General features: G+C 71.4%; 18 protein-coding genes. 5 read left to right on the top strand and 13 right to left on the bottom strand.

What is annotated here, in order from left to right; all coding sequences use genetic code 11:
• The first annotated feature begins 81 nt into the window (after positions 1 to 81).
• Complete coding sequence (locus tag ABB33_RS16205) at positions 82 to 585, top strand: MgtC/SapB family protein (RefSeq protein ID WP_054666049.1); 504 nt, start codon at positions 82 to 84, stop codon at positions 583 to 585.
• A 13-nt stretch (positions 586 to 598) separates the two neighbouring features.
• Here ABB33_RS16205 and ABB33_RS16210 read toward each other — a convergent pair whose 3' ends face one another.
• Both ABB33_RS16210 and ABB33_RS16215 read right to left on the bottom strand, forming a co-directional pair.
• Complete coding sequence (locus tag ABB33_RS16210; RefSeq protein ID WP_056932768.1) at positions 599 to 1,765, bottom strand: metallophosphoesterase; 1,167 nt, start codon at positions 1,763 to 1,765, stop codon at positions 599 to 601.
• A gap of 239 nt (positions 1,766 to 2,004) precedes the next feature.
• Positions 2,005 to 3,825 carry a DUF885 domain-containing protein gene (locus ABB33_RS16215; protein WP_056932769.1) on the bottom strand — a complete coding sequence of 607 codons (1,821 nt, stop codon included), beginning with the start codon at positions 3,823 to 3,825 and terminating at the stop codon, positions 2,005 to 2,007.
• 213 nt (positions 3,826 to 4,038) lie between these two features.
• Between ABB33_RS16215 and ABB33_RS16220 the strand changes: the two genes are divergently transcribed.
• Positions 4,039 to 5,307, top strand: coding sequence for an amino acid permease (locus ABB33_RS16220; protein WP_056932770.1), 1,269 nt, complete (start codon positions 4,039 to 4,041; stop codon positions 5,305 to 5,307).
• Between the two features lie 24 nt (positions 5,308 to 5,331).
• Here the strand turns inward: ABB33_RS16220 and ABB33_RS16225 are convergent, their stop codons facing one another.
• Together ABB33_RS16225 and ABB33_RS16230 are read right to left on the bottom strand one after the other, a co-directional pair.
• Positions 5,332 to 5,961 (bottom strand): cytochrome b/b6 domain-containing protein, encoded by a 630-nt coding sequence (locus ABB33_RS16225; protein WP_054666057.1) that lies wholly within the window; start codon positions 5,959 to 5,961, stop codon positions 5,332 to 5,334.
• On the bottom strand, positions 5,949 to 6,632 hold the full coding sequence (locus ABB33_RS16230) for a dioxygenase family protein (protein ID WP_161809437.1): 684 nt from the start codon (positions 6,630 to 6,632) through the stop codon (positions 5,949 to 5,951). The genes ABB33_RS16225 and ABB33_RS16230 overlap by 13 nt, the downstream gene beginning before the upstream one ends.
• A 126-nt stretch (positions 6,633 to 6,758) precedes the next feature.
• Here ABB33_RS16230 and ABB33_RS16235 point away from each other — a divergent pair, with 126 nt between their 5' ends.
• From ABB33_RS16235 to ABB33_RS16245, 3 genes are read left to right on the top strand one after another with little or no spacing between them, the layout of a single operon-like run.
• Positions 6,759 to 7,307 carry an RNA polymerase sigma factor gene (locus tag ABB33_RS16235; protein ID WP_056932773.1) on the top strand — a complete coding sequence of 183 codons (549 nt, stop codon included), beginning with the start codon at positions 6,759 to 6,761 and terminating at the stop codon, positions 7,305 to 7,307.
• Positions 7,300 to 8,325 (top strand): hypothetical protein, encoded by a 1,026-nt coding sequence (locus ABB33_RS16240; RefSeq protein WP_056932774.1) that lies wholly within the window; start codon positions 7,300 to 7,302, stop codon positions 8,323 to 8,325. The genes ABB33_RS16235 and ABB33_RS16240 overlap by 8 nt, the downstream gene beginning before the upstream one ends.
• Positions 8,326 to 8,365: 40 nt before the next feature.
• Positions 8,366 to 9,343 (top strand): C13 family peptidase, encoded by a 978-nt coding sequence (locus ABB33_RS16245; RefSeq protein ID WP_056932775.1) that lies wholly within the window; start codon positions 8,366 to 8,368, stop codon positions 9,341 to 9,343.
• A 154-nt stretch (positions 9,344 to 9,497) separates the two neighbouring features.
• Here ABB33_RS16245 and ABB33_RS16250 read toward each other — a convergent pair whose 3' ends face one another.
• The 9 genes from ABB33_RS16250 to hisG all read right to left on the bottom strand — a co-directional run bounded on the left by ABB33_RS16250 (position 9,498) and on the right by hisG (position 18,210).
• Positions 9,498 to 11,024, bottom strand: coding sequence for a calcineurin-like phosphoesterase C-terminal domain-containing protein (locus tag ABB33_RS16250; protein ID WP_056932776.1), 1,527 nt, complete (start codon positions 11,022 to 11,024; stop codon positions 9,498 to 9,500).
• Positions 11,025 to 11,132: 108 nt separating this feature from the next.
• The gene (gene hisIE, locus ABB33_RS16255; RefSeq protein WP_056932777.1) at positions 11,133 to 11,768 is read right to left on the bottom strand and encodes a bifunctional phosphoribosyl-AMP cyclohydrolase/phosphoribosyl-ATP diphosphatase HisIE; all 636 of its coding nucleotides are present in this window, start codon (positions 11,766 to 11,768) and stop codon (positions 11,133 to 11,135) included.
• Positions 11,758 to 12,534: an imidazole glycerol phosphate synthase subunit HisF gene (gene hisF / locus ABB33_RS16260; RefSeq protein ID WP_056932778.1), complete on the bottom strand. Its 777-nt coding sequence runs from the start codon at positions 12,532 to 12,534 to the stop codon at positions 11,758 to 11,760. Before hisF ends, hisIE begins: the two co-directional genes overlap by 11 nt.
• Positions 12,528 to 13,262 (bottom strand): 1-(5-phosphoribosyl)-5-[(5-phosphoribosylamino)methylideneamino]imidazole-4-carboxamide isomerase, encoded by a 735-nt coding sequence (gene hisA, locus ABB33_RS16265; RefSeq protein WP_056932779.1) that lies wholly within the window; start codon positions 13,260 to 13,262, stop codon positions 12,528 to 12,530. The genes hisF and hisA overlap by 7 nt, the downstream gene beginning before the upstream one ends.
• Positions 13,259 to 13,861 (bottom strand): imidazole glycerol phosphate synthase subunit HisH, encoded by a 603-nt coding sequence (gene hisH / locus ABB33_RS16270; RefSeq protein ID WP_056932780.1) that lies wholly within the window; start codon positions 13,859 to 13,861, stop codon positions 13,259 to 13,261. Before hisH ends, hisA begins: the two co-directional genes overlap by 4 nt.
• Entirely contained in the window at positions 13,858 to 14,931 is a 1,074-nt protein-coding gene (gene hisB, locus ABB33_RS16275; RefSeq protein ID WP_056932781.1) for a bifunctional histidinol-phosphatase/imidazoleglycerol-phosphate dehydratase HisB, read from the bottom strand. Before hisB ends, hisH begins: the two co-directional genes overlap by 4 nt.
• Positions 14,928 to 16,010 carry a histidinol-phosphate transaminase gene (hisC, locus tag ABB33_RS16280; RefSeq protein WP_056932782.1) on the bottom strand — a complete coding sequence of 361 codons (1,083 nt, stop codon included), beginning with the start codon at positions 16,008 to 16,010 and terminating at the stop codon, positions 14,928 to 14,930. The genes hisB and hisC overlap by 4 nt, the downstream gene beginning before the upstream one ends.
• Positions 16,007 to 17,302 carry a histidinol dehydrogenase gene (gene hisD / locus ABB33_RS16285; RefSeq protein WP_056932783.1) on the bottom strand — a complete coding sequence of 432 codons (1,296 nt, stop codon included), beginning with the start codon at positions 17,300 to 17,302 and terminating at the stop codon, positions 16,007 to 16,009. The genes hisC and hisD overlap by 4 nt, the downstream gene beginning before the upstream one ends.
• Positions 17,299 to 18,210, bottom strand: a complete 912-nt coding sequence (gene hisG, locus ABB33_RS16290) for an ATP phosphoribosyltransferase (protein ID WP_056932784.1) — start codon at positions 18,208 to 18,210, stop codon at positions 17,299 to 17,301. The genes hisD and hisG overlap by 4 nt, the downstream gene beginning before the upstream one ends.
• Between the last annotated feature and the right edge of the window lie 9 nt (positions 18,211 to 18,219).

The raw sequence follows: 18,219 nt of genomic DNA on the forward strand, positions 1-18,219 counted from the left end.
CGCACGGGATGTCGGCGCGATGCTAGCGTGCGCCGACATCCCGTGCGTCGACACGCACCGCAACCGTGCCGGAGGCATCCGATGAGCATCACCACGCAGGTCGGCCAGGCGCTGGCCGCCGAATTCGCCATCCCCGACGTCGGCACCCTGACCGTCGTCGCCACCCGCCTGCTCACCGCCATCGTGCTCGGCGGGGCACTGGGGCTGGAACGCGAGAGCAAGGGCCGCGCGGCCGGGTTGAAGACCCACATCCTGGTGTCGGTGGGATCGGCGCTGTTCGTGCTGGCGCCGCTGCAGATGGGCATCAGCGGTGCCGATGTCACCCGGGTCATGCAGGGCATCGTCTCGGGCATCGGTTTCCTTGGCGCCGGCGCCATCCTCAAGCAGGACCGCAAGGAACGCGTGCAGGGCCTGACCACGGCCGCCGGCATCTGGATGACCGCGGCGATCGGCATGGCCGCCGGCATGGGCATGCAGATGGTGGCGCTGGCCACCACCGTGGCCGCGCTGGCGGTGGTCAGCACGCTGCCGCGACTGATGCCGGACAGGAAGGCCGCGGCCGGCGGCATGGCCGCCGGGGACTAGGAGCGCCGGCGCCTCAACGGGCGGGCAGCTGCCCGGCCTTCAATACCAGTACGTCGATGCTGGACGGGACACCCAGGCGCACGCTGAAGCCGTCCCACTGCCCGGCACCGCTGCTGACGAACAGGCTCATGGCCCCGACCCGGTAGTCGCCACGCACGTAGCCGTGGTTGGCCGGCGCCACCACCCAGCGGTCGAACCCCAGCATGTGCCCGCCATGGGTGTGGCCGGATACCTGCAGGTCGAACGCGCCGGTGGCTGCCGCCGCGCGTGCCTGCTTTGGCTGGTGGGCAAGCAGGATGTGGGCGTCGCTGCCCTTGCCCGCGGCGATCACCGCCGGCAGGTCGGGGGCGAGCCCGCCGCGCATGTAGGCGCTTGGGCGCAGCGCGGCCAGGTCGCCCACGCCCGACACCGCCAGCGTGCGGCCGCCGATGTCGAGCCGGGCGGTCTGGTTCTCCAGCACGCCCAGGCCCATGCCGCGGAAGTGCGCCATCCAGCGCCGGTAGCCGTGGTAGTACTCGTGGTTGCCCGGCGCCACCCATACGCCGTGCGGCGCGGCCAGTTCGGCCAGCGGGGCGACGAACGCCGCCGTGTCCTCGACCTCGCCGTCGACCATGTCGCCGGGCAGCACGATCAGGTCGGGGCGCGTGGCCATCACCGCGTCAACGACGCGGCGCGTGCGCCAGGTGCGCTTGACCGGGCTGGCGTGCAGGTCGGCGATCACCGCCATGCGCAGTCCGTCCAGTTCCTGTGGCAGGCCCGGCACCACCAGCGCACGCTCATGCACCCGTGGCGGCTTCAGGCCATTGACGATGCCCAGCGTGGCCAGCAGCACGATCAGCGCGGCGGCGGCCTGGTTGGCGCGTGCGCCATGCCAGGCCGTGGCCAGGGCGGAGCTGCGGGGCGCCAGCCGCGACAGCAGCCAGCCGAGCTCGCGCAGCGCCAGCCAGACCAGCAGCATCACGAACATCGCCAGCACCCAGCCGAACACCAGCTGGATCCATGCTTCGGCCGCGTACGCCAGCATGTCCATCCGCCACAGCGCGGCCAGGCCCACTCCCATCAGGGCCAGCGCCACGCTGGTGCCAAGGTGCCAGCGGCGCTGCCGCCTTCCGGAAAACTGCACGGGCCACCACAACCACAGGGCAAGCAGCGGCAGGAGCAACGATACGATCAGGGTCATCTGCGGGGGAGCGGGCGGGCCGGCGCGGACGTTGCCATCCGGCCGCCATGGAGTCGTTCAAGAGGAAGCAGGAATCATGCGGCACGGCCGCACCGGCGGCGAGAGCGGCGGCTGCACCAGTGCGTTGCTGCAGCGTGGCGACAGGCGGACGTCGGCGGCAGCTGACGCTGGCGACGCCGCCGGCATCACCGGGCAACGGAGGCGGCAACACGGCCGCCCCCGTCCACGCCCGGCGCTGCTCAGCCGCCCTGGGTGGCGATCCAGCCGTCGACCTTTTCTTCCAGCACGTCCAGCGGCACTGAACCGTCCTTCAGCACCTCGGCATGGAACTGGCGGATGTCGAACTTGCCGCCCAGCTTCTGTTCCGCGCGCCGCCGCAGCTCCTGGATCTTCAGCTCGCCGGTCTTGTAGGCCAGCGCCTGGCCCGGCCATGCGATGTAGCGCTCGGCCTCGGCCACCGCATCGGGCTCGCTCACCGAGGAATTGGCGAACATGTAGTCCAGCACCTGCTGCCGGCTCCAGCCCTTGGCGTGCAGCCCGGTATCCACCACCAGCCGCACCGCGCGCCACAGCTCGCCCTGCAGGCGGCCGAAATAGCTGTACGGATCGGTGTACACGCCCAGGTCCTTGCCCAGGCTTTCGGCGTACAGGCCCCAGCCTTCGATGAAGGCGGTCTCGCCGCCGAAGCGGCGGAACGCCGGCACGCCCTGCAGTTCCTGCTGCAGCGCCAGCTGGAAGTGGTGGCCCGGAATCGCCTCGTGCAGGAACAGGTCCTCCGCGTCCCACGTCTTGCGGGTCGGCAGATCGTAGGTGTTGACGTAGAAGATGCCCGGGCGGCTGCCGTCCTCGCTGGGCTGCATGTACTCGCCACCGGCCGCCGACTTGGCGCGGAACGCCTCGATCGGGCGGATCTCGAAACCGGCCTTCGGCGTCAGCGAGAACAGCTTGGGCACGTTGGCGTTGATCTTCGCCTCCAGCCCACGGTAGTGCTCCAGCAGCGCCGCCTCCGAGCCGAATTCGAACTGCTTGTCGTGCTGCATGAACTTGAAGAAGTCCTGCAGCGAGCCCTTGAAGCCGACCTGCTGCATCACCGTGCGGATCTCGCCGTGGATGCGCTCCACTTCCTTCAGGCCGATCTCGTGGATCTGCTCCGGGGTCTGCGCGGTGGTGGTGCTCTCCTTGGCGTTGAAGGCATACCACGCCTTGCCGTCGGGCAACGCGTCCAGGCCCACCGTGTCGCGGGTCGCCGGCAGGTACTCGTTGGCGATGAAGTCACGCTGCTTCCTGATCGCCGGCAGCAGCTGCTGTTCGATCAGCGTGCGGTAGGCCGCGGCCAGGCGTTCCTTGTCGGCCTGCGCGAAATCGGCCGGCATCGCCTTGATCGGCCCCCAGAACTGGCTGTCCTCGGCGCCCTTGGCCGCGAGGATCTCGTCGAACTGCGGCACCACCTTTTCCATCAGCACGCGCGGCTGCACCACTCCGGCCTTCATGCCTTCGCGCATGTTGGCGATCTCGGTATCCAGCAGCACCGGGATGCGCGCGGCGCGCGCCATCCAGTTGTCGTAGTCCTTCACCGTCTTGAACGGCTGCGCGACCTGGCCCGAGCCCAGCATCACCGCGTAGCTCACGGTCGAGCCCATCTGGTTGACCGGCATCATCCAGCCGGGGAACTTCTCGCCTTCCAGCGACTGCTTCTGCTCCTGGACGAAGATGCGGTAGCTGAGCAGGTCCTGCCCGGCCAGCCCGGCATCGCCGATCTTCTCCGCCTTGTCCAGCCATTCGCGGGTGAAGTCGTGGCTCTGCTTGCGGAACTGCGCCGAGCCAAAATCCGGCAGCTGGTCGTTGTAGCGGTTGTCGCCCTGGAAGGTCGCCTGCAACGGGTTCAGCTTCAGCACGCCCTCCCAGTAGTCGGCATAAAGCTGGTTGAGCCGGGCGGCCTTGTCGGCCTGCGGCGCCTGGCTGGCGGCATCGCCCGCGGCCGGCTGCGTGGACGGGGAACAGGCGGCCAGCACGGTGGCCAGGGACAGCGAAACGGACAGGGCCAAGGGACGCAGCTTCATCGGGAATCCATCGGATGCAGGAAGCCGCCAGCGTCCACGCAGCGCTCCCGCCGGGGAAAGGGCCAAAGGTCATTGCCGCGGCGACCATCGCGGCCGCGCCGGCAACGCGTCATAATCCGCGCCCGCTCCAGCGCCCGTTCCGGCAGGCGCTCCCCCTACCGCCCGGTCCGGTGCCCACGGCACCCGCGGCCGCGCCCTGCTCCTTAGCTCCTGATGACTACCCCCCACCGCCCGCTGGGCTTCTGGTCCGCCACCGCCCTGGTCGTGGGCAGCATGATCGGCTCGGGCACCTTCCTGCTGCCGGCCACGCTGGCGCCCTACGGTGCCGCCACCCTGGTCGGCTGGGCCATCACCCTGTGCGGCGCGCTGCTGCTGGCCGTCACCTTCGCCCGTCTGGCGCGCCGCTGGCCGCAGACCGGCGGACCGTACGTGTTCGCGCGCAACGCGTTCGGCGAACTGCCCGGCTTCGTGGTGGCGTGGAGCTACTGGATCTCGATGTGGTGCGCGATCGCCGCCATCGCGGTGGCGTTCGCCGGCAGCATCGGCGCCATCTTCCCGTCCCTGACCGCCACCCCGGTGCGCGCGGCCGGCTGCGGCCTGGTCGCGTTGTGGCTGTGCGCCGGCGTGAACCTGGCCGGGCTGCGCGAGGCCGGCCGCGTGCAACTGCTGACCACCGTGTTGAAAGTGGTGCCGCTGCTGCTGTTCGGGCTGGTGGCGCTGTGGTTCGTCGACACCCGCCATTACGTGCCGTTCAATCCCAGCGGCGAATCGCTGGGCAGCGTGGCCGCCGCCACCGTGGCGCTGACGCTGTGGGCGATGATCGGGCTGGAAGCGGCGACCGTGCCGGCCGGATCGGTGGACGATGCCCCGCGGACCGTGGCCCGCGCCACCGTGGCCGGCACCGCGATCGCCGGCATCGCCACGGTGCTGGCCTGCACCACCGTGCTGGGCCTGCTGCCGGCCGACGTGCTGGCCCGTTCCAGCGCCCCGATGGCCGACGCCGCGGCTGCATTGTGGGGCCCGGCGGCCGGCGTGCTGCTGGCGGTGGTGATGGCGGTGTCCTGCGTCGGTGCGCTCAACGGCTGGACCCTGCTGGCGGCGCAGTTGCCGATGGCCGCGGCCCGCGACGGCGTGCTGCCGCGCGCCTTCGCCCGCGAGAACGCGCGCGGCGCCCCGGCCTTCGGCGTCATCGTCAGCTGCCTGCTGGCCAGCGTGCTGGTGATCAGCAACTACAACCGCTCGCTGGTGGACCTGTTCAAGTTCTCGGTGCTGCTGTCCACCGCCGCCACCCTGCTGCCCTACCTTGCCGGCGCAGCCGCCTGGCTGTGGCGCGGCGATGGCCGGGGCTCGCGGCTGGCCGCCGCCGGCGCGCTGGCCTTCAGCCTCTACGCGCTGGGCGGCATCGGCACCGAAGCGCTGCTGTGGGGCGCAGGCCTGGTGCTGGCCGGGCTGCCGATCTATTTCTGGCTGCGGCGGCGCTGAGACAGCGCCGGCCGGCAACCGGCTTCATTCCTCGACCTGCGGTGCCGCGCCCGCGTCGTGGCGTCGCGCCGAGCCACCGTTTACGGGCCTGCCGGGCAACCTGGCCAACCCCATGCGCCGGGTGATGAAACCATCGCCCTGCCTGCAATGGCGCGACACCGCGGCCGCCACATGCAGGCCGGCCAGGGCCGACAGCGCCCAGGCGCCATACACATGCACGTACCAGGCGAGCGCCCGCCCGCTTTCGTCGGCCGGCGGAACGAACAGCGCCGGTACCTGCACGCCGGCGAACAGGGTCCGGTCCGCGCCCATCCAGACCCAGATCACGTGGCCGCTCACCGGCAGCAGCAGCGCCAGCGCGTAAAGCAGGCCATGGACCCCGGTGCGGATCCGTCCGCTCCAGGGCGTAGCATCGTCGGCCCCGGGGACCGGCAGCCACAGGCGCAGGGCAAGGCGCAGCAATGTCAGGCACAGGATCAGCATGCCCAGCCGGAAATGCAGCGGGAGCAGCGCCGCCGAGTATTCCGGCGTGGCCGCGTACTCGGCCATGAACCCCAGTGCGATCTGCAGCACCAGCAGCAGCGCCAGCAGCCAGTGCAGCAGCCGCAGGGCCAGCGGATAACGCTGCGCATGCCCGCCGTTCACTGCGCGCACTGCGGGTATCCGGGGATGTTGCGGCCCAGCACGATGTCGCGCTGCGCCTCCCAGCCATCGCCGACCCGCACCGGTGTGACGATGCCCGGACCACCACGGCCCGGCGACGCCTTGCGCGCGACCGCGGGCGTCAGGTGCGGGTCGTCACGGAACAACACGTCGTCGATGTAGTACAGCGCGCAGCCACGCTCGATCACGTACAGATGGATGTGCCGGGGCAAGCGGGTTCCCGGGTAGCTGCCCGGGCGCACGGTGAGGAACGCATAGCGCCCGTCGGCATCGGTGGCGGCCCAGCCGCGCAGTCGTCCGTGCTGGCGGACACCCGGGGTGCGGTCGGTCTTCTCGCCCGGGTAGAGGCCCTGCTGGTTGGTCTGGTGCGCATAGACGACCACACCCGGACGCGGCCGCCCGTGCGCATCGGTAACGCGCCCATGCAGGCGCAGCCGCTGGCCGGGCTCGTCGACCGGTGCCAACCGGGCGCTGGCCGCCGGCGCGGCCGGCAACCCGATCAGCGCCACCTCGCAGTCCTCGCAGGGCCGCCCGACGACCGGCGTGGTAGCGGCGCCGGCAGCGCTGCAGGTAGCCAGCAGGACAAACAGCAGCGGCACGCGCGCGGCCGGTGCGGCGGGGGATGCAGGGTACGGGATCGACAGTCCGGTGGATCGTTGCATGCGGATGCTCCAGGCAGGGGGCCATGATGAAGAGCGCTGCCACCGCCGCGGCGTTAACCGCGTCGCCCTGTTAACACTCCACACTGCCGCTCCCTCTTTCCCCGTGTCCCCCCGACCCTCCAGGACATGAAGGCCGCGACCCTCCCGTTGGACATCGCCCGGCAGGTACAGGAAGCCCGCCGCGGGTCGCAGGCGGCGTTCGCCTGGCTTTACCGCACCTTCGCCCCGCTGGTGCATGCCATCCACCTGGGCATGGCGCCGCGTGCGCGGGCGGAGGAGCTGACCCAGGAAACCTTCGTCATCGCCTTCGGCAGGCTGGAGCAGTTGCGCGAGCCGGCGCGCTTCGGGCCATGGATCGCGATGATCGCGCGCCGCAACCGGCCCCCAACCACCATCGACGAACATGCACTGGCCGACGCCGACGAGCCGGTCTGGCCGGGGGCGGGCCCGGACGCGATGGCGCAGGCCGGCCAGGCACTGCACGCGATCCGCACCCTGCCCGAGGCCTACCGCGAGACCCTGATCCTGCGCCTGGTCGAAGGCCTCAGCGGACCGGAGATAGCCAGCCTCACCGGACTGACCCCGCAATCGGTCCGGGTGAACCTTCACCGCGGCATGCAGCGGCTGCGCGATGCGCTGGGCATCACCCGGCAGGAGCAAACGAGCGATGGTTGAGACACCCGATCCGCTGTGGGACCCGGACCTGCCGGGCGACCGCGAACTCGAGCGGCTGACGACACTGTTGGGCAGCTACCGCCATGTCCCCGGGCCGCTGCCCACCGCGCCGGCGCTGCGCCGCAGGCGCAGCAGGCGGGTCCTGCCGGGGGCCGCGGCCGCCGCGCTGGTTGCCGGCATGGCCATCGTCGCCGCGTGGCTGCCATGGCGCCTGCAGTGGAGCGAGCACCGGCAGTGGGCGGTCGAGGTCGAAGCCGATGCCCGCACCCTGCCGGCGACGCTGGCGGTCGGACAGACGCTGGCGACGGCGGCAACGCAGTCGGCCACTTTGCAGGTGGCGCGCATCGGCCGGATGCAGGTGCTGCCAGGGACCCGGGTCCGGCTCACGGACACCCGCACCGGCCACCACCGCATCGAACTGCTGGAAGGCCGCATCCGTGCGCGCATCTGGGCGCCACCCGGGCATTTCGGCATCGCCACCGGCAGCAGCGAAACCGTCGACCTGGGATGCGCGTTCGAGATGAGCCGCTCACCGCAGGGCGACGGCACCCTGCGCGTCACCAGCGGCTGGGTCATGCACCGCGTGGAAGGCCAGGAAACCCTGGTGCCGGCCGGTTCGACCCTCGACTTCAGCGCCGAACGCAGCGGCATTCCACTGGCCAGCGATGCGGCCGCCGGCTTCCGCACGGCCGTCATCCGCTTCGACCAGGCGATGGCCGCCGGCCAGCGCCCCCCCGATGCCGAGGCCCGGGTCGCCCGCGAAGCGACGGCCGCGGACCGGTTCAGCCTGCTCACCCTGCTTACCCGCTATCCGGCGCTGGCCTCCGGGCCGCTCTACACCCGGCTGGCGACAATGTTCGACAGCACACCTCCGCCAGGGCACCGCGCGGCATGGCTGCACGGCGACGTGCAGGCCATGAACCTGTGGTGGGAACAGATCCCGCGCCCGCCCAAGGCGTGGTGGTTGAACTGGCGCGACGCGCTGGACCGGGCACCGGCGGTTCCCGCGGCGGGCTGATAATGCATACGATCATCCGCTTCCGCCGACCCCCGCGCCCATGCCTGCCGCCATCACCGCACCGATCCGCCGCACCCGGCAGCCACGCGCCATCGCCCTGGCCTGCGCGTTGGCCTGCGCGATCTGGCCGGCGCTGGCGCAGACCCCGGACACCCCGCCATGGGAACCGACCACGCCGGCGCTGGATGACCGCCAGCAGGCCCTGCTCGAGGACATGCTCGCGCGGCTGCCGCCGCAACGCCCGGGCGTGGCCGACGTGTACGTGCTGGGCGTGGCCGGCGATGCCGACGAGGACGTGTTCCGCAACGAGGTCGCCTACCTGCGGCAGCTGTCGGCACGGCGCTGGGATGCGCCCGGGCGCATGCTGGCGCTGGTCAACCAGCCGGACACGCTGCCGGATGAGGCGCCGCTGCCACCGGCGACCTACGAGAGCATCGCCCGCGCGCTGGACGGGCTGGGGCAGGTGCTCGACCCGCGCGAGGACGTACTGTTCGTGTACCTGAGCAGCCATGGCCTGGACGACAGCAGCCTCTACCTGCACACCGGGCCGGACCAGGAGGACTACCTGACGCCGGAGGACCTGGCGCAGCTGCTCGAAGAGGCCGGCATCGGCAATGCGGTGATCGTGGTCTCGGCCTGCTATTCGGGGGGCTTCGTGCCGGTGCTGAAGGCCGCCAACCGCATGGTCATCACCGCTGCGCGCAGCGACCGCCCCTCCTTCGGCTGCGGCAATACCGACAGCGCCACCTGGTTCGGCCGTGCGTTCCTGGTCGAGGCGCTGAACGCCACCGACGACTTCGCCGCCGCCTTCGCCATGGCCCGCGACAGCGTCCGCCGGCGCGAGAAGCAGGAGGGCGAGCTGCCATCGCATCCGCAGTTCGTCGCCGGCAAGGCGATCGCGCCGGTGCTGGCGCGCTGGCGCTCCGGACTGCCGGCAAGTGCGCCGGTGCCCTATCCGTTCGTGCATGCGCCGACGGCCGCGCCAGGTGCGGCATCGGCCAGCCCCGGGACGCGCTGACCGCCTGGAGGACGCCGCCGGGTCAACGCAGCCGCAGTCGCATGCCCTCCACCGCCTCCCCGTGCGCACGCACCGGCGCCGCGCCAGCGCTGCGTTGATCGGCCTGCCCTGGGTGCACGGGCGGCTGTAGCGCCCGCACCACCCGCCCGCTGGCTCAGGGTTGCGCGTCCTGCAGCCGGTAGGTGGTGTGGCTGCGGTACTCCCTGCCGTTGAGCGTGGTGCGCACCTCGACCGTGTGTTCGCCCACCTCCAGCCGGGTCGGCAACGCCGCGCGCCACAGGTGCGAGGACGGCGTGGCTTCGGGCGAACGGTCGTAGCCGCGCAGCAGGTCGGTCTGGTCGTCGGCCACGTTCTCGGCCAGCAGGCGCGGATCGGGCTGCTCGACCCGCTTCATCGGCTGCCAGTCGCCGCCGTCGACGCGGAACTCCACCGGCAGGCCGTCATGGCCCATGAACACGTTGGCGTACACCCCCCACGCCGGGTACGCGCCATGCCGCAGCACCCGGGGCGCATGCAGCGCGATCTGCATGTCCTCCGGCGCACGGGCGACGCGGTACTCCACGCTGTAGCGGCCCTGCGGCTGCACGTTGAGCAGGCCGTAACCGTTGGGCGTGCCATCGGACATGGTGGTGTCGGGAATGCCCTGTGCGTCCTTCACACCGGACCAGAACGCACCGCAGGCGGCACCGACGTTGTACTCGTGCAGCGGCCGCGCGCCCTTCCAGCCCTGCGCCGCGCTCCAGAACACCTGGCTCTGGTTGTGGGTATGGCCGCTGAGCACCAGCGGGTGCGGCAGCTTCTCGAGCAGCGCGAACAGGCGCGCGCGATCCTCGGCGCGGAAGCCGCGGTCGAACAGCGGGATGTGCAGGCCCAGCACCACCAGCCGGTCCCTTGGCAGGGTCGGCAGGTAGCGCTCGAGGAAAGCGAACTGGTCTTCGCGCAGGCCGCCGACATACGCCGGCTTCTGCCCCGGTCGGGCGATGACGTCGTCCAGGCCGATGAACACCATCGAAGGTTCTTCCCAGGCATAGGTGTCCGGGCCGAGCTGGCGGTGGAAGCTGTCCAGCGCGTCGGCATCGCTGCGCGCGCCCAGGTCCATGTCGTGGTTGCCGGGCACGTGCAGCCACGGCACCCCCAGCGAGGTCACCGCCTTGACTAGCAGCGGATACAGCGCCGGGTCGTCGTTGCTGATGTCGCCCAGGGTCATGCCCAGCCGCGCCTGGTGGCGGCCACGCAGCGGCGCGACGATGTCGCGCTCGAAGTAGTCCACGTCCAGCGTGCTGGAGGTCTGGCTGTCGGCCATCACCAGGGCCTGGAAACTGTCCGCCGCATCCGCCTGCGGCACCAGCGCGAACGGACGGCATTGGGTACCCGCCACCTCGCCCGCGCGCGGGCGCCAGATATCGGGCAGGCCATCGGCACGCACGGCGGCACCACGGCCCGCGGGCTTGATGACGAACACGATGGGCTGCGCCGAATCCGGCAGCCGGTAGCGGCCGTCGCGGCCGGTGACGGCGATGTGCTCGCCGTCGGACACGCGGATGCCCGGCAGCGGCTGTTCCCCCGGGTCGCGCACGCCATTGCCATTGGCATCGTCGAACACCGCGCCCTCCACGCAGGACGCGGCCGCGGTCAGCGGTGCGCAGGCCAGCAACAGGCCGGCGAACAGGGAATGGCGCATGCGAGCCTCGTCAAGAGAACGGACAGGCCGCCATTATCGCGCCGTCATGCCACGCGCGCATGGCGCCACGCCGGCCAGGGACGGCAGGCGCCCGCGCCACACCTGCGCTCAGCGTGCCGCCTTCTCCGCGGCCCTGGCGTGGCGCTGTTCCAGCACCGCCACCGCATCGTCCAGCGACAGCCCGCGCGCGCGCAGCAGCACGATCAGGTGGAACAGCAGGTCGGCCGACTCGCCCAGCAGCTCGTCATCGCGCTGGACCACGCCGGCCAGCGCCGTCTCCACGCCTTCCTCGCCCACCTTCTGGGCGATGTGGCGGGTGCCTTTCTCGAACAGCTTGGTGGTGTAACTGTTGAGCGGGCGGTCGTGTTCGCGCTGCCGGACCAGTGCGTCCAGCGCGCCCAGGAACTGCCCCGGCGCGTCGCCGAAACAGCTGTTGCTGCCGGTGTGGCAGGTCGGTCCGTGCGGGTGCGCGCTGACCAGCAGGGTATCGCCGTCGCAGTCGGCCCGGATGGCCACCAGCTCCAGGTGGTGGCCGGAGGTCTCGCCCTTGGTCCACAGGCGCTGCTTGCTGCGGCTGAAGAAGGTCACTCGGCCGTCACGCAGGGTCCGGTCCAGCGCGGCGCGGTCCATGTAGCCGAGCATCAGCACGCGCAATGTCGCCGCGTCCTGCACGATGGCCGGCATCAGCCCGCCGACCTTGTCCCAGTCCAGCGCGGTCGTGTCGAAGCTTTTTTCAGTAGACATCGCGCACCTCGATCTGTTGTTCGCGCAGGAACCGCTTGAGTTCAGGAATGGCGATGGCCCCGGAGTGGAACACACTGGCCGCCAACGCGCCGTCGACGTCGGCCTGTTCGAACACGTCGGCGAAATGCCCGGGCGTGCCGGCGCCGCCTGAGGCGATCAGCGGCACGCTGCACAGGGCGCGGGCCTGGCGCAGCTGGGCGATGTCGTAGCCGTTGCGCACACCATCGCTGTCCATGCAGTTGAGCACGATCTCGCCGGCACCGCGCTGCTGCGCCTCGCGCAGCCAGTCCAGGGTCAGCCGTGCCTCGTCGCGGGTGCGGGCCGGGTCGCCGGTGTAGGAGCGCACGCGCCACTGCCCGTCGGGTTCGCGGATCGAGTCGATGCCGACGACCACACATTGCTGGCCGAACGCCCCGGCCAGCTCGCCGATCAGCGCCGGCCGCTCCAGCGCCGGGGTGTTGATCGAGATCTTGTCGGCGCCGGCATTGAGCATGGCGCGCGCGGTTTCCACGTCGCGGATGCCGCCGGCCACGCAGAACGGGATATCGATCAGGCGTGCGACACGCTCGATCCAGCCCCGGTCCACAGAGCGTCCCTCCGGGCTGGCCGAGATGTCGTAGAACACCAGTTCGTCGGCGCCCTGGTCGCGGTAGCGCAGCGCCAGCTCGGTGATCCCGCCCATGTCGACATGGTCGCGGAAGCGCACGCCCTTGACCACGCGGCCATCGCGCACGTCCAGGCAGGGAATGATGCGGCGGCTCAACATGCCAGCGCCTCCTGCAGCTGCAGCCGGCCTTCCAGCAGCGCCTTACCCAGTACCGCGCCGGCACAGCCGGCCGCACGCGCAGCGGCCACGTCGGCGACATCGCGCACGCCGCCGGAAGCCTGTACCGCCACCCCGGGCAGCAGCCGCGACAGGTGCGCGTACAGGTCCAGGTTGGGCCCGGACAGCATGCCGTCGCGGGCGATGTCCGTGCACAGCAGGTGCTGCATGCCCGCCTGCGCATAGCGCACGGCGAGTTCGTCCAGGGTGACATCGGCGGTCTCGGTCCAGCCGTGCACCGGCAACCGCCACACGCCATCGTCGCCCTGCCGCGTGTCCAGCGCGATGGTCAGCCGCGCGGCGCCGAACTCGCGCAGCCACGCCAGCACCTGCGCGGGCTCGCGTACCGCCAGCGAACCGACCACCACGCGGCTGGCGCCGGCATCGAGGATGCGGGCCACGTCGTCGCGGCAACGCACGCCGCCACCGGTCTGTACCTGCAGCCGGGTGTCCGCGGCGATCCGTGCCAGCAGGGACGCCAGGGTGTAGCCACCGGCCCTGGCCGCGTCCAGGTCGACCAGGTGCATCCACTGCGCGCCGGCAGCGGCGAAGGCCTGTGCGCGCGGCAACGGATCGTCGCCGTAGGTGGTCTGCTGCGCATAGTCGCCCTGCAGCAGGCGCACCACCTGCCCGTCGCGTATATCGAGCGCGGGATAGACGATAAAGCTCATGAAAGATCGCTCTGGATGAAATTGCGCAGGATGCGCGCGCCGGGGCCGGCCGAACGTTCGGGATGGAACTGCGCACCGCACAGGCGGCCACGCTGCACCACCGCGGTGAACAGGCCGCCGTGGTGGCACGCGGCCACGGTATCGGAGGTGACCGGTGCGGCGTAGCTGTGCACGAAATAGGCGCTGGAGCCGGGTGTCACGCCGTCCAGCAGCGGCGACTCGCGCAGCGCAAGCAGCTTGTTCCAGCCCATGTGCGGCACCCGCACGCCCACCGCCGGATGCAGGCGTCGCACCACCCCGGGCAACAGCCCCAGGCACTCCACCCCACCTTCCTCGGAGCGCTCGAACAGCAGCTGCATGCCCAGGCAGATGCCCAGCAGCGGCACCTGCAGTTCGCGCAGCGGCTGCACCAGCCCCTGGGCGTGCAGCCGGCGCATGCCCTCGGCGGCGGCGCCGACGCCGGGCAGGATCACCCGCGAGGCGCCTTCCAGGCCAGCGGGCTCGCGCACCATGCGCACCGCCACGCCCAGCCGCTCCAGCGCATAGCGCACCGAGCCGAGGTTGGCGCCGCCGGCATCGATCAGGCCGACCGTGCTCACAACGCCCCCTTGGTCGATGGCAGCTCGGTGCCCTGGCGACGGATCGCCTGGCGCAGGGCGCGGGCCAGCGCCTTGAAGCAGGCCTCGACCTTGTGGTGGTCGTTGTCGCCCTCGACCTTCAGGTTCAGGTTCAACCCGGCCGCATCGCACAGCGAGCGGAAGAAATGCGGCACCAGCTCGGTAGGCATGTCGCCGACCCGCTCACGCTTGAACACGCCCTCGAACACGAAGTACGGGCGGCCGCTGAAATCCAGCGCGGCGCTGGCCAGGGTTTCGTCCATCGGCAGGGTGAAGCCGTAGCGGCCGATGCCACGCTTGTCGCCCAGCGCCTCGCGCAGCGCCTGGCCCAGCGCCAGGCCGGTGTCCTCGATGGTGTGGTGTTCGTCGATGTGCAGGTCGCCCCTGGCCTGCACCTCCAGCGCGAAGCCGCCATGGCGGCCGATCTGGTCGAGCATGTGGTCGAAGAACGGCAGGCCGGTATCCACCTGCGACGCCGCGGCCCGGTCCAGGTCGACGGCGACGCGGATCTGCGTTTCCCTGGTATCGCGCTGCACGACGGCACGGCGCGGCGCATCGGCCAGCTCGTGGGCGATGCCGTCCCAGTCCCAGTCGCCGCCGAACTGCGCGGTGCGCAGCTGGAAGCCCCGGATCTTCATGTTGTCCGCGAACTGGATGTCGGTGGGCCGGTCGCCGACCATCGCCGAGCGCGCCCAGTCGATCGAACGGTCCTGCAGGTACGGCAGCATCATGCCGATGCCCGGCTTGCGGTTGGGGCTGTTGTCGGCAGGCCAGCTCGGGTCGATGAGCACGTCGCGGAACACGATGCCCTGGCTGGCGAAGATCTGCAGCATCAGGTCGTTGGGGCCGTCGAAGCTTGCCTGCGGGTAGCTGTCGCTGCCGAGCCCGTCCTGGTTGGAGACGATGACGAACTGGTAGCCGGCGTCGCGCAGGCGCAGCATCGCCGGGATCACGTTCCTGACGAAGCGGATCTTCTCGTAGGCGTCGATCTGGAAATCAGCCGGCTCCTCGATCAGGGTGCCGTCGCGGTCGACGAACAGGATGGGGGTCATGCTGCAGGCTCCAGCGTGGCGAGCACGCCGAGTACGCGCGCGTTCTGTTCAGGGGTACCGAGGGTGATGCGCAGCGCGTCGTGCAGCTGCGGCGCGCCGCGCTGGTCGCGCACCACCACCCCGGCGACCAGCAGCCGCTGGAACGCGGCCTCGGCGTCAACCAGGCGCACCAGCAGGAAATTGGCGTCGGACGGGTACACCCGGCGCACGCCGGGCAACTGCGCCAGCGCGGCGCGCAGGCGCTCGCGCTCGGCGCGTACCAGGGCGATGCGTTCGCGCGTGCGCGCCAGCGCCGCGTCGTCCAGCCCGGCCAGCGCCAGCGCCGAACACGGCGCCGGGATCGGGTACGGTGCCTGGCAGTTGCGCAGCACCGCGATCAGCCCGGCATCGGCGATCACGCAGCCGATGCGCGCCGCCGCCAGCGCATGCGCCTTGGACAGCGTGCGCAGCACGGCGATGTTGTCATGCCGCGGCAGCAGGCTTGCCGCCGAAGGCTCGTCGGCGAATTCGGCATAGGCCTCGTCGACCACCACCAGCGCCTGCCCGCGCAGCGCCGCGGCCACCCGCTCGACCTGCGCCAGGCCGATGCTCGACCCGCCCGGGTTGGAGGGCGAGCACAGGAACACCAGGCGTGCATTGCCCTGTTTCGCGGTGGCGATGATGGCCTCGATGTCCGGCACCAGCCCGGCATCGTCATCGCGCAGCGGCACCTCCAGCGCGGGCGCGTTCTGCAGCCGCGCGCTGACCGCATACATGCCGAACACCGGCGGCGTGTACAGCACGCCATCGCGGCCGGGCGCGCACAGCGCGCGCACCAGCAGGTCGATGGCTTCGTCGCTACCGCGCCCGATCAGCAGCTGCTCGGACCTGCAGCCGAAAAGTGCGGCCAGGCGTTCGCGCAGCGCCTGCGGCTGCGGCTCGGGATAGCGCCGGCACAGCGCCGCCGCATCGCCCGGGTTGGGCCACGCCGATTCATTGGCATTGAGCCAGATCTCGCCTTCCAGCCGGGTGCTGCGCGCGGACGCATATCCGGCGAAGCCGCGCAGGTCCTCGCGCACCAGGTCGAGCACGCCGCTCATTGCGCCACCTCCAGCCGCAGCGCGACCGCGTTGGCGTGCGCGTCCAGCCCTTCGGCGCGGGCCATCACCAGCGCGCACGGCCCGATCCCGGCAATGCCCTGCGCGCTGGCGGCCTGCACGCTGATCTGGTTCTGGAAGCTGGCCACGCTGACCCCGCTGTAGGCGCGCGCGGCACCGGCGGTGGGCAGCACGTGGTTGGTGCCGGAACAGTAGTCGCCCAGCGCTTCGGGCGTGTAGTCGCCCAGGAACACCGAACCGGCCGCCTCGACCCGCTCCAGCCAGTCGCGCGGCTGCCGCAGCGCCAGGATCAGGTGCTCGGGCGCGTAGCGGTTGGAGATGGAGAACGCCTGCTCGATCGACGCGACCTGGACCAGCAGCGAGGCCGCCAGCGCCTGCCGGGCGATGGCTTCGCGCGGCAGCCGCGCCACCTGCCGTTCCACTTCGTCGCGCACCGCGGCGATCAACGCGGCGTCGTCGCTGAGCAGCAGCACCTGCGAGTCCGGGCCGTGTTCGGCCTGCGACAGCAGGTCGGCGGCGACGAAGACCGGATTGGCACCGGCATCGGCGATCACCAGCACCTCCGACGGCCCCGCCGGCATGTCGATGGCCGCGGCACCGGCCTGCGCCACCTGCTGCTTGGCCTCGGTGACGTAGGCATTGCCCGGCCCGAACAGCTTGTCGCAGGACGGAACGGTTGCGGTGCCCCAGGCCATCGCCGCGATCGCCTGCGCGCCGCCGATCTTGTAGACCCGGTGCACGCCGGTCAGCCGGGCGGCCACCAGCACCGCCGGGTCGGCGGTGCCATCGCGGCGCGGTGGCGTGCACAGCACCACCTGGCGGCAACCGGCCAGTTTCGCCGGCACGCCCAGCATCAGCGCGGTCGACGGCAGTGGCGCGCTGCCGGCCGGTACGTACAGTCCGACGCGGGCGATGGCGCGGACGACCTTGCCGCAGACCACGCCCGGCGCGGTTTCCACCGAATACGGCTGGGCCATGCCGGCGCGGTGATAGGTGTCGATGCGTTCGGCCGCCTGCTGCATGGCGATGCGCAGTTCCGCCGGCACCGCCTGTTCGGCGGCGGCGAACTCGGCTTCGCTCACCTCGAAGCGTTCCAGCGCCACCCCGTCCAGGCGCGCGGTGATGTCGCGCAGCGCGGCATCGCCGCCCTCGCGGACCTGCCCGATCAGTGCCTCCACCGCGGCGCGGGTCTGCGCGGCCACCGCCTGTGCCGGCCGGGTCAGCGCGCGTGCCTGCGCGTCGGCATCCAGTGCGTTCCAGTCGATGATGTTCATGCCAGCGACTTCTCCACCGCCAGCACCATCAACCCCTGGGCGCCGGCGCGCTCGAGTTCCTCCAGCCGCTGCCAGCTCAGCGCGCCGTTGCACATGGTCTGCAGGCGCACCGACGTGCCATTGCCCGGCAGCCGCAGCAGCGGCTCGGCGTCGGGCAGCAGCCGCGCCAGCGCGTCCACGCGCTCTTCGGCGGCCGAGAACATCAGCAGCTTGCGGTCCTGCACCCTGCTCAGGCCGTCCAGGCGGCGCAGCAGCATCGCCATCAGCCCGGCGCGGGCGTCGTCCAGTTCGTGCACCGGGCCGGCCAGCACCGCTTCGCTGTCCAGCAGCGTTTCCACCGGCCTGAGCTGGTTGGCCGCGAGCGTGGCGCCGCTGGACACCAGGTCGCAGATCAGGTCGGCGGTACCCAGCTTCGGCGCGATCTCCACCGAACCGGACAGTTCCACCACCTGCGCGTCCACGCCCTTGTCGCGCAGCCATGCCGCCAGGATGGCCGGGTAGCTGGTGGCGATGCGCTTGCCCGACAGCTGCGCCACGCCCTGCCAGTCCCAGTCCTCGGGCACGGCGATCATCAGCCGGCACTGGCCGAAGCCAAGCCCGCGCAGCGGCTGGTAGGCGTCGGGCAGGCCCTGCTGGCGGCGCGCCTTGGCCTGCTCGTCCAGTTCATTCAGGCCGACCACGCCGAGGTCGCAGACGCCATCGGCGATCAGCCCGGGAATATCGTCGTCGCGCACCAGCAGCAGGTCCACCGGCAGCGATTCGCCGAAGCAGAACAGCTTGTCGCGGCTCTGCCGCCAGCTCAGCCCGCAGGCGGCCAGCAGGCTGCGCGCCGGGTCGGCCAGGCGCCCGCTCTTCTGGATGGCGATACGCAGCCGGTCGCGGGCCGGCGCGGAGGAGGAAGCACTCATGGGTCTTGT

The organism is Stenotrophomonas acidaminiphila (assembly GCF_001431595.1).
Taxonomy (GTDB): Bacteria; Pseudomonadota; Gammaproteobacteria; order Xanthomonadales; family Xanthomonadaceae; genus Stenotrophomonas; species Stenotrophomonas acidaminiphila.

Bases quoted from the DNA above. Each gene is read 5' to 3' on its own strand.
- ABB33_RS16205 (WP_054666049.1), top strand. From the start codon at position 82: ATGAGCATCACCACGCAGGTCGGCCAGGCGCTGGCCGCCGAATTCGCC.
- ABB33_RS16210 (WP_056932768.1), bottom strand. From the start codon at position 1,765: ATGACCCTGATCGTATCGTTGCTCCTGCCGCTGCTTGCCCTGTGGTTG.
- ABB33_RS16215 (WP_056932769.1), bottom strand. From the start codon at position 3,825: ATGAAGCTGCGTCCCTTGGCCCTGTCCGTTTCGCTGTCCCTGGCCACC.
- ABB33_RS16220 (WP_056932770.1), top strand. From the start codon at position 4,039: ATGACTACCCCCCACCGCCCGCTGGGCTTCTGGTCCGCCACCGCCCTG.
- ABB33_RS16230 (WP_161809437.1), bottom strand. From the start codon at position 6,632: ATGCAACGATCCACCGGACTGTCGATCCCGTACCCTGCATCCCCCGCC.
- ABB33_RS16235 (WP_056932773.1), top strand. From the start codon at position 6,759: ATGAAGGCCGCGACCCTCCCGTTGGACATCGCCCGGCAGGTACAGGAA.
- ABB33_RS16240 (WP_056932774.1), top strand. From the start codon at position 7,300: ATGGTTGAGACACCCGATCCGCTGTGGGACCCGGACCTGCCGGGCGAC.
- ABB33_RS16245 (WP_056932775.1), top strand. From the start codon at position 8,366: ATGCCTGCCGCCATCACCGCACCGATCCGCCGCACCCGGCAGCCACGC.
- ABB33_RS16250 (WP_056932776.1), bottom strand. From the start codon at position 11,024: ATGCGCCATTCCCTGTTCGCCGGCCTGTTGCTGGCCTGCGCACCGCTG.
- hisIE (WP_056932777.1), bottom strand. From the start codon at position 11,768: ATGTCTACTGAAAAAAGCTTCGACACGACCGCGCTGGACTGGGACAAG.
- hisF (WP_056932778.1), bottom strand. From the start codon at position 12,534: ATGTTGAGCCGCCGCATCATTCCCTGCCTGGACGTGCGCGATGGCCGC.
- hisA (WP_056932779.1), bottom strand. From the start codon at position 13,262: ATGAGCTTTATCGTCTATCCCGCGCTCGATATACGCGACGGGCAGGTG.
- hisB (WP_056932781.1), bottom strand. From the start codon at position 14,931: ATGACCCCCATCCTGTTCGTCGACCGCGACGGCACCCTGATCGAGGAG.
- hisC (WP_056932782.1), bottom strand. From the start codon at position 16,010: ATGAGCGGCGTGCTCGACCTGGTGCGCGAGGACCTGCGCGGCTTCGCC.
- hisD (WP_056932783.1), bottom strand. From the start codon at position 17,302: ATGAACATCATCGACTGGAACGCACTGGATGCCGACGCGCAGGCACGC.
- hisG (WP_056932784.1), bottom strand. From the start codon at position 18,210: ATGAGTGCTTCCTCCTCCGCGCCGGCCCGCGACCGGCTGCGTATCGCC.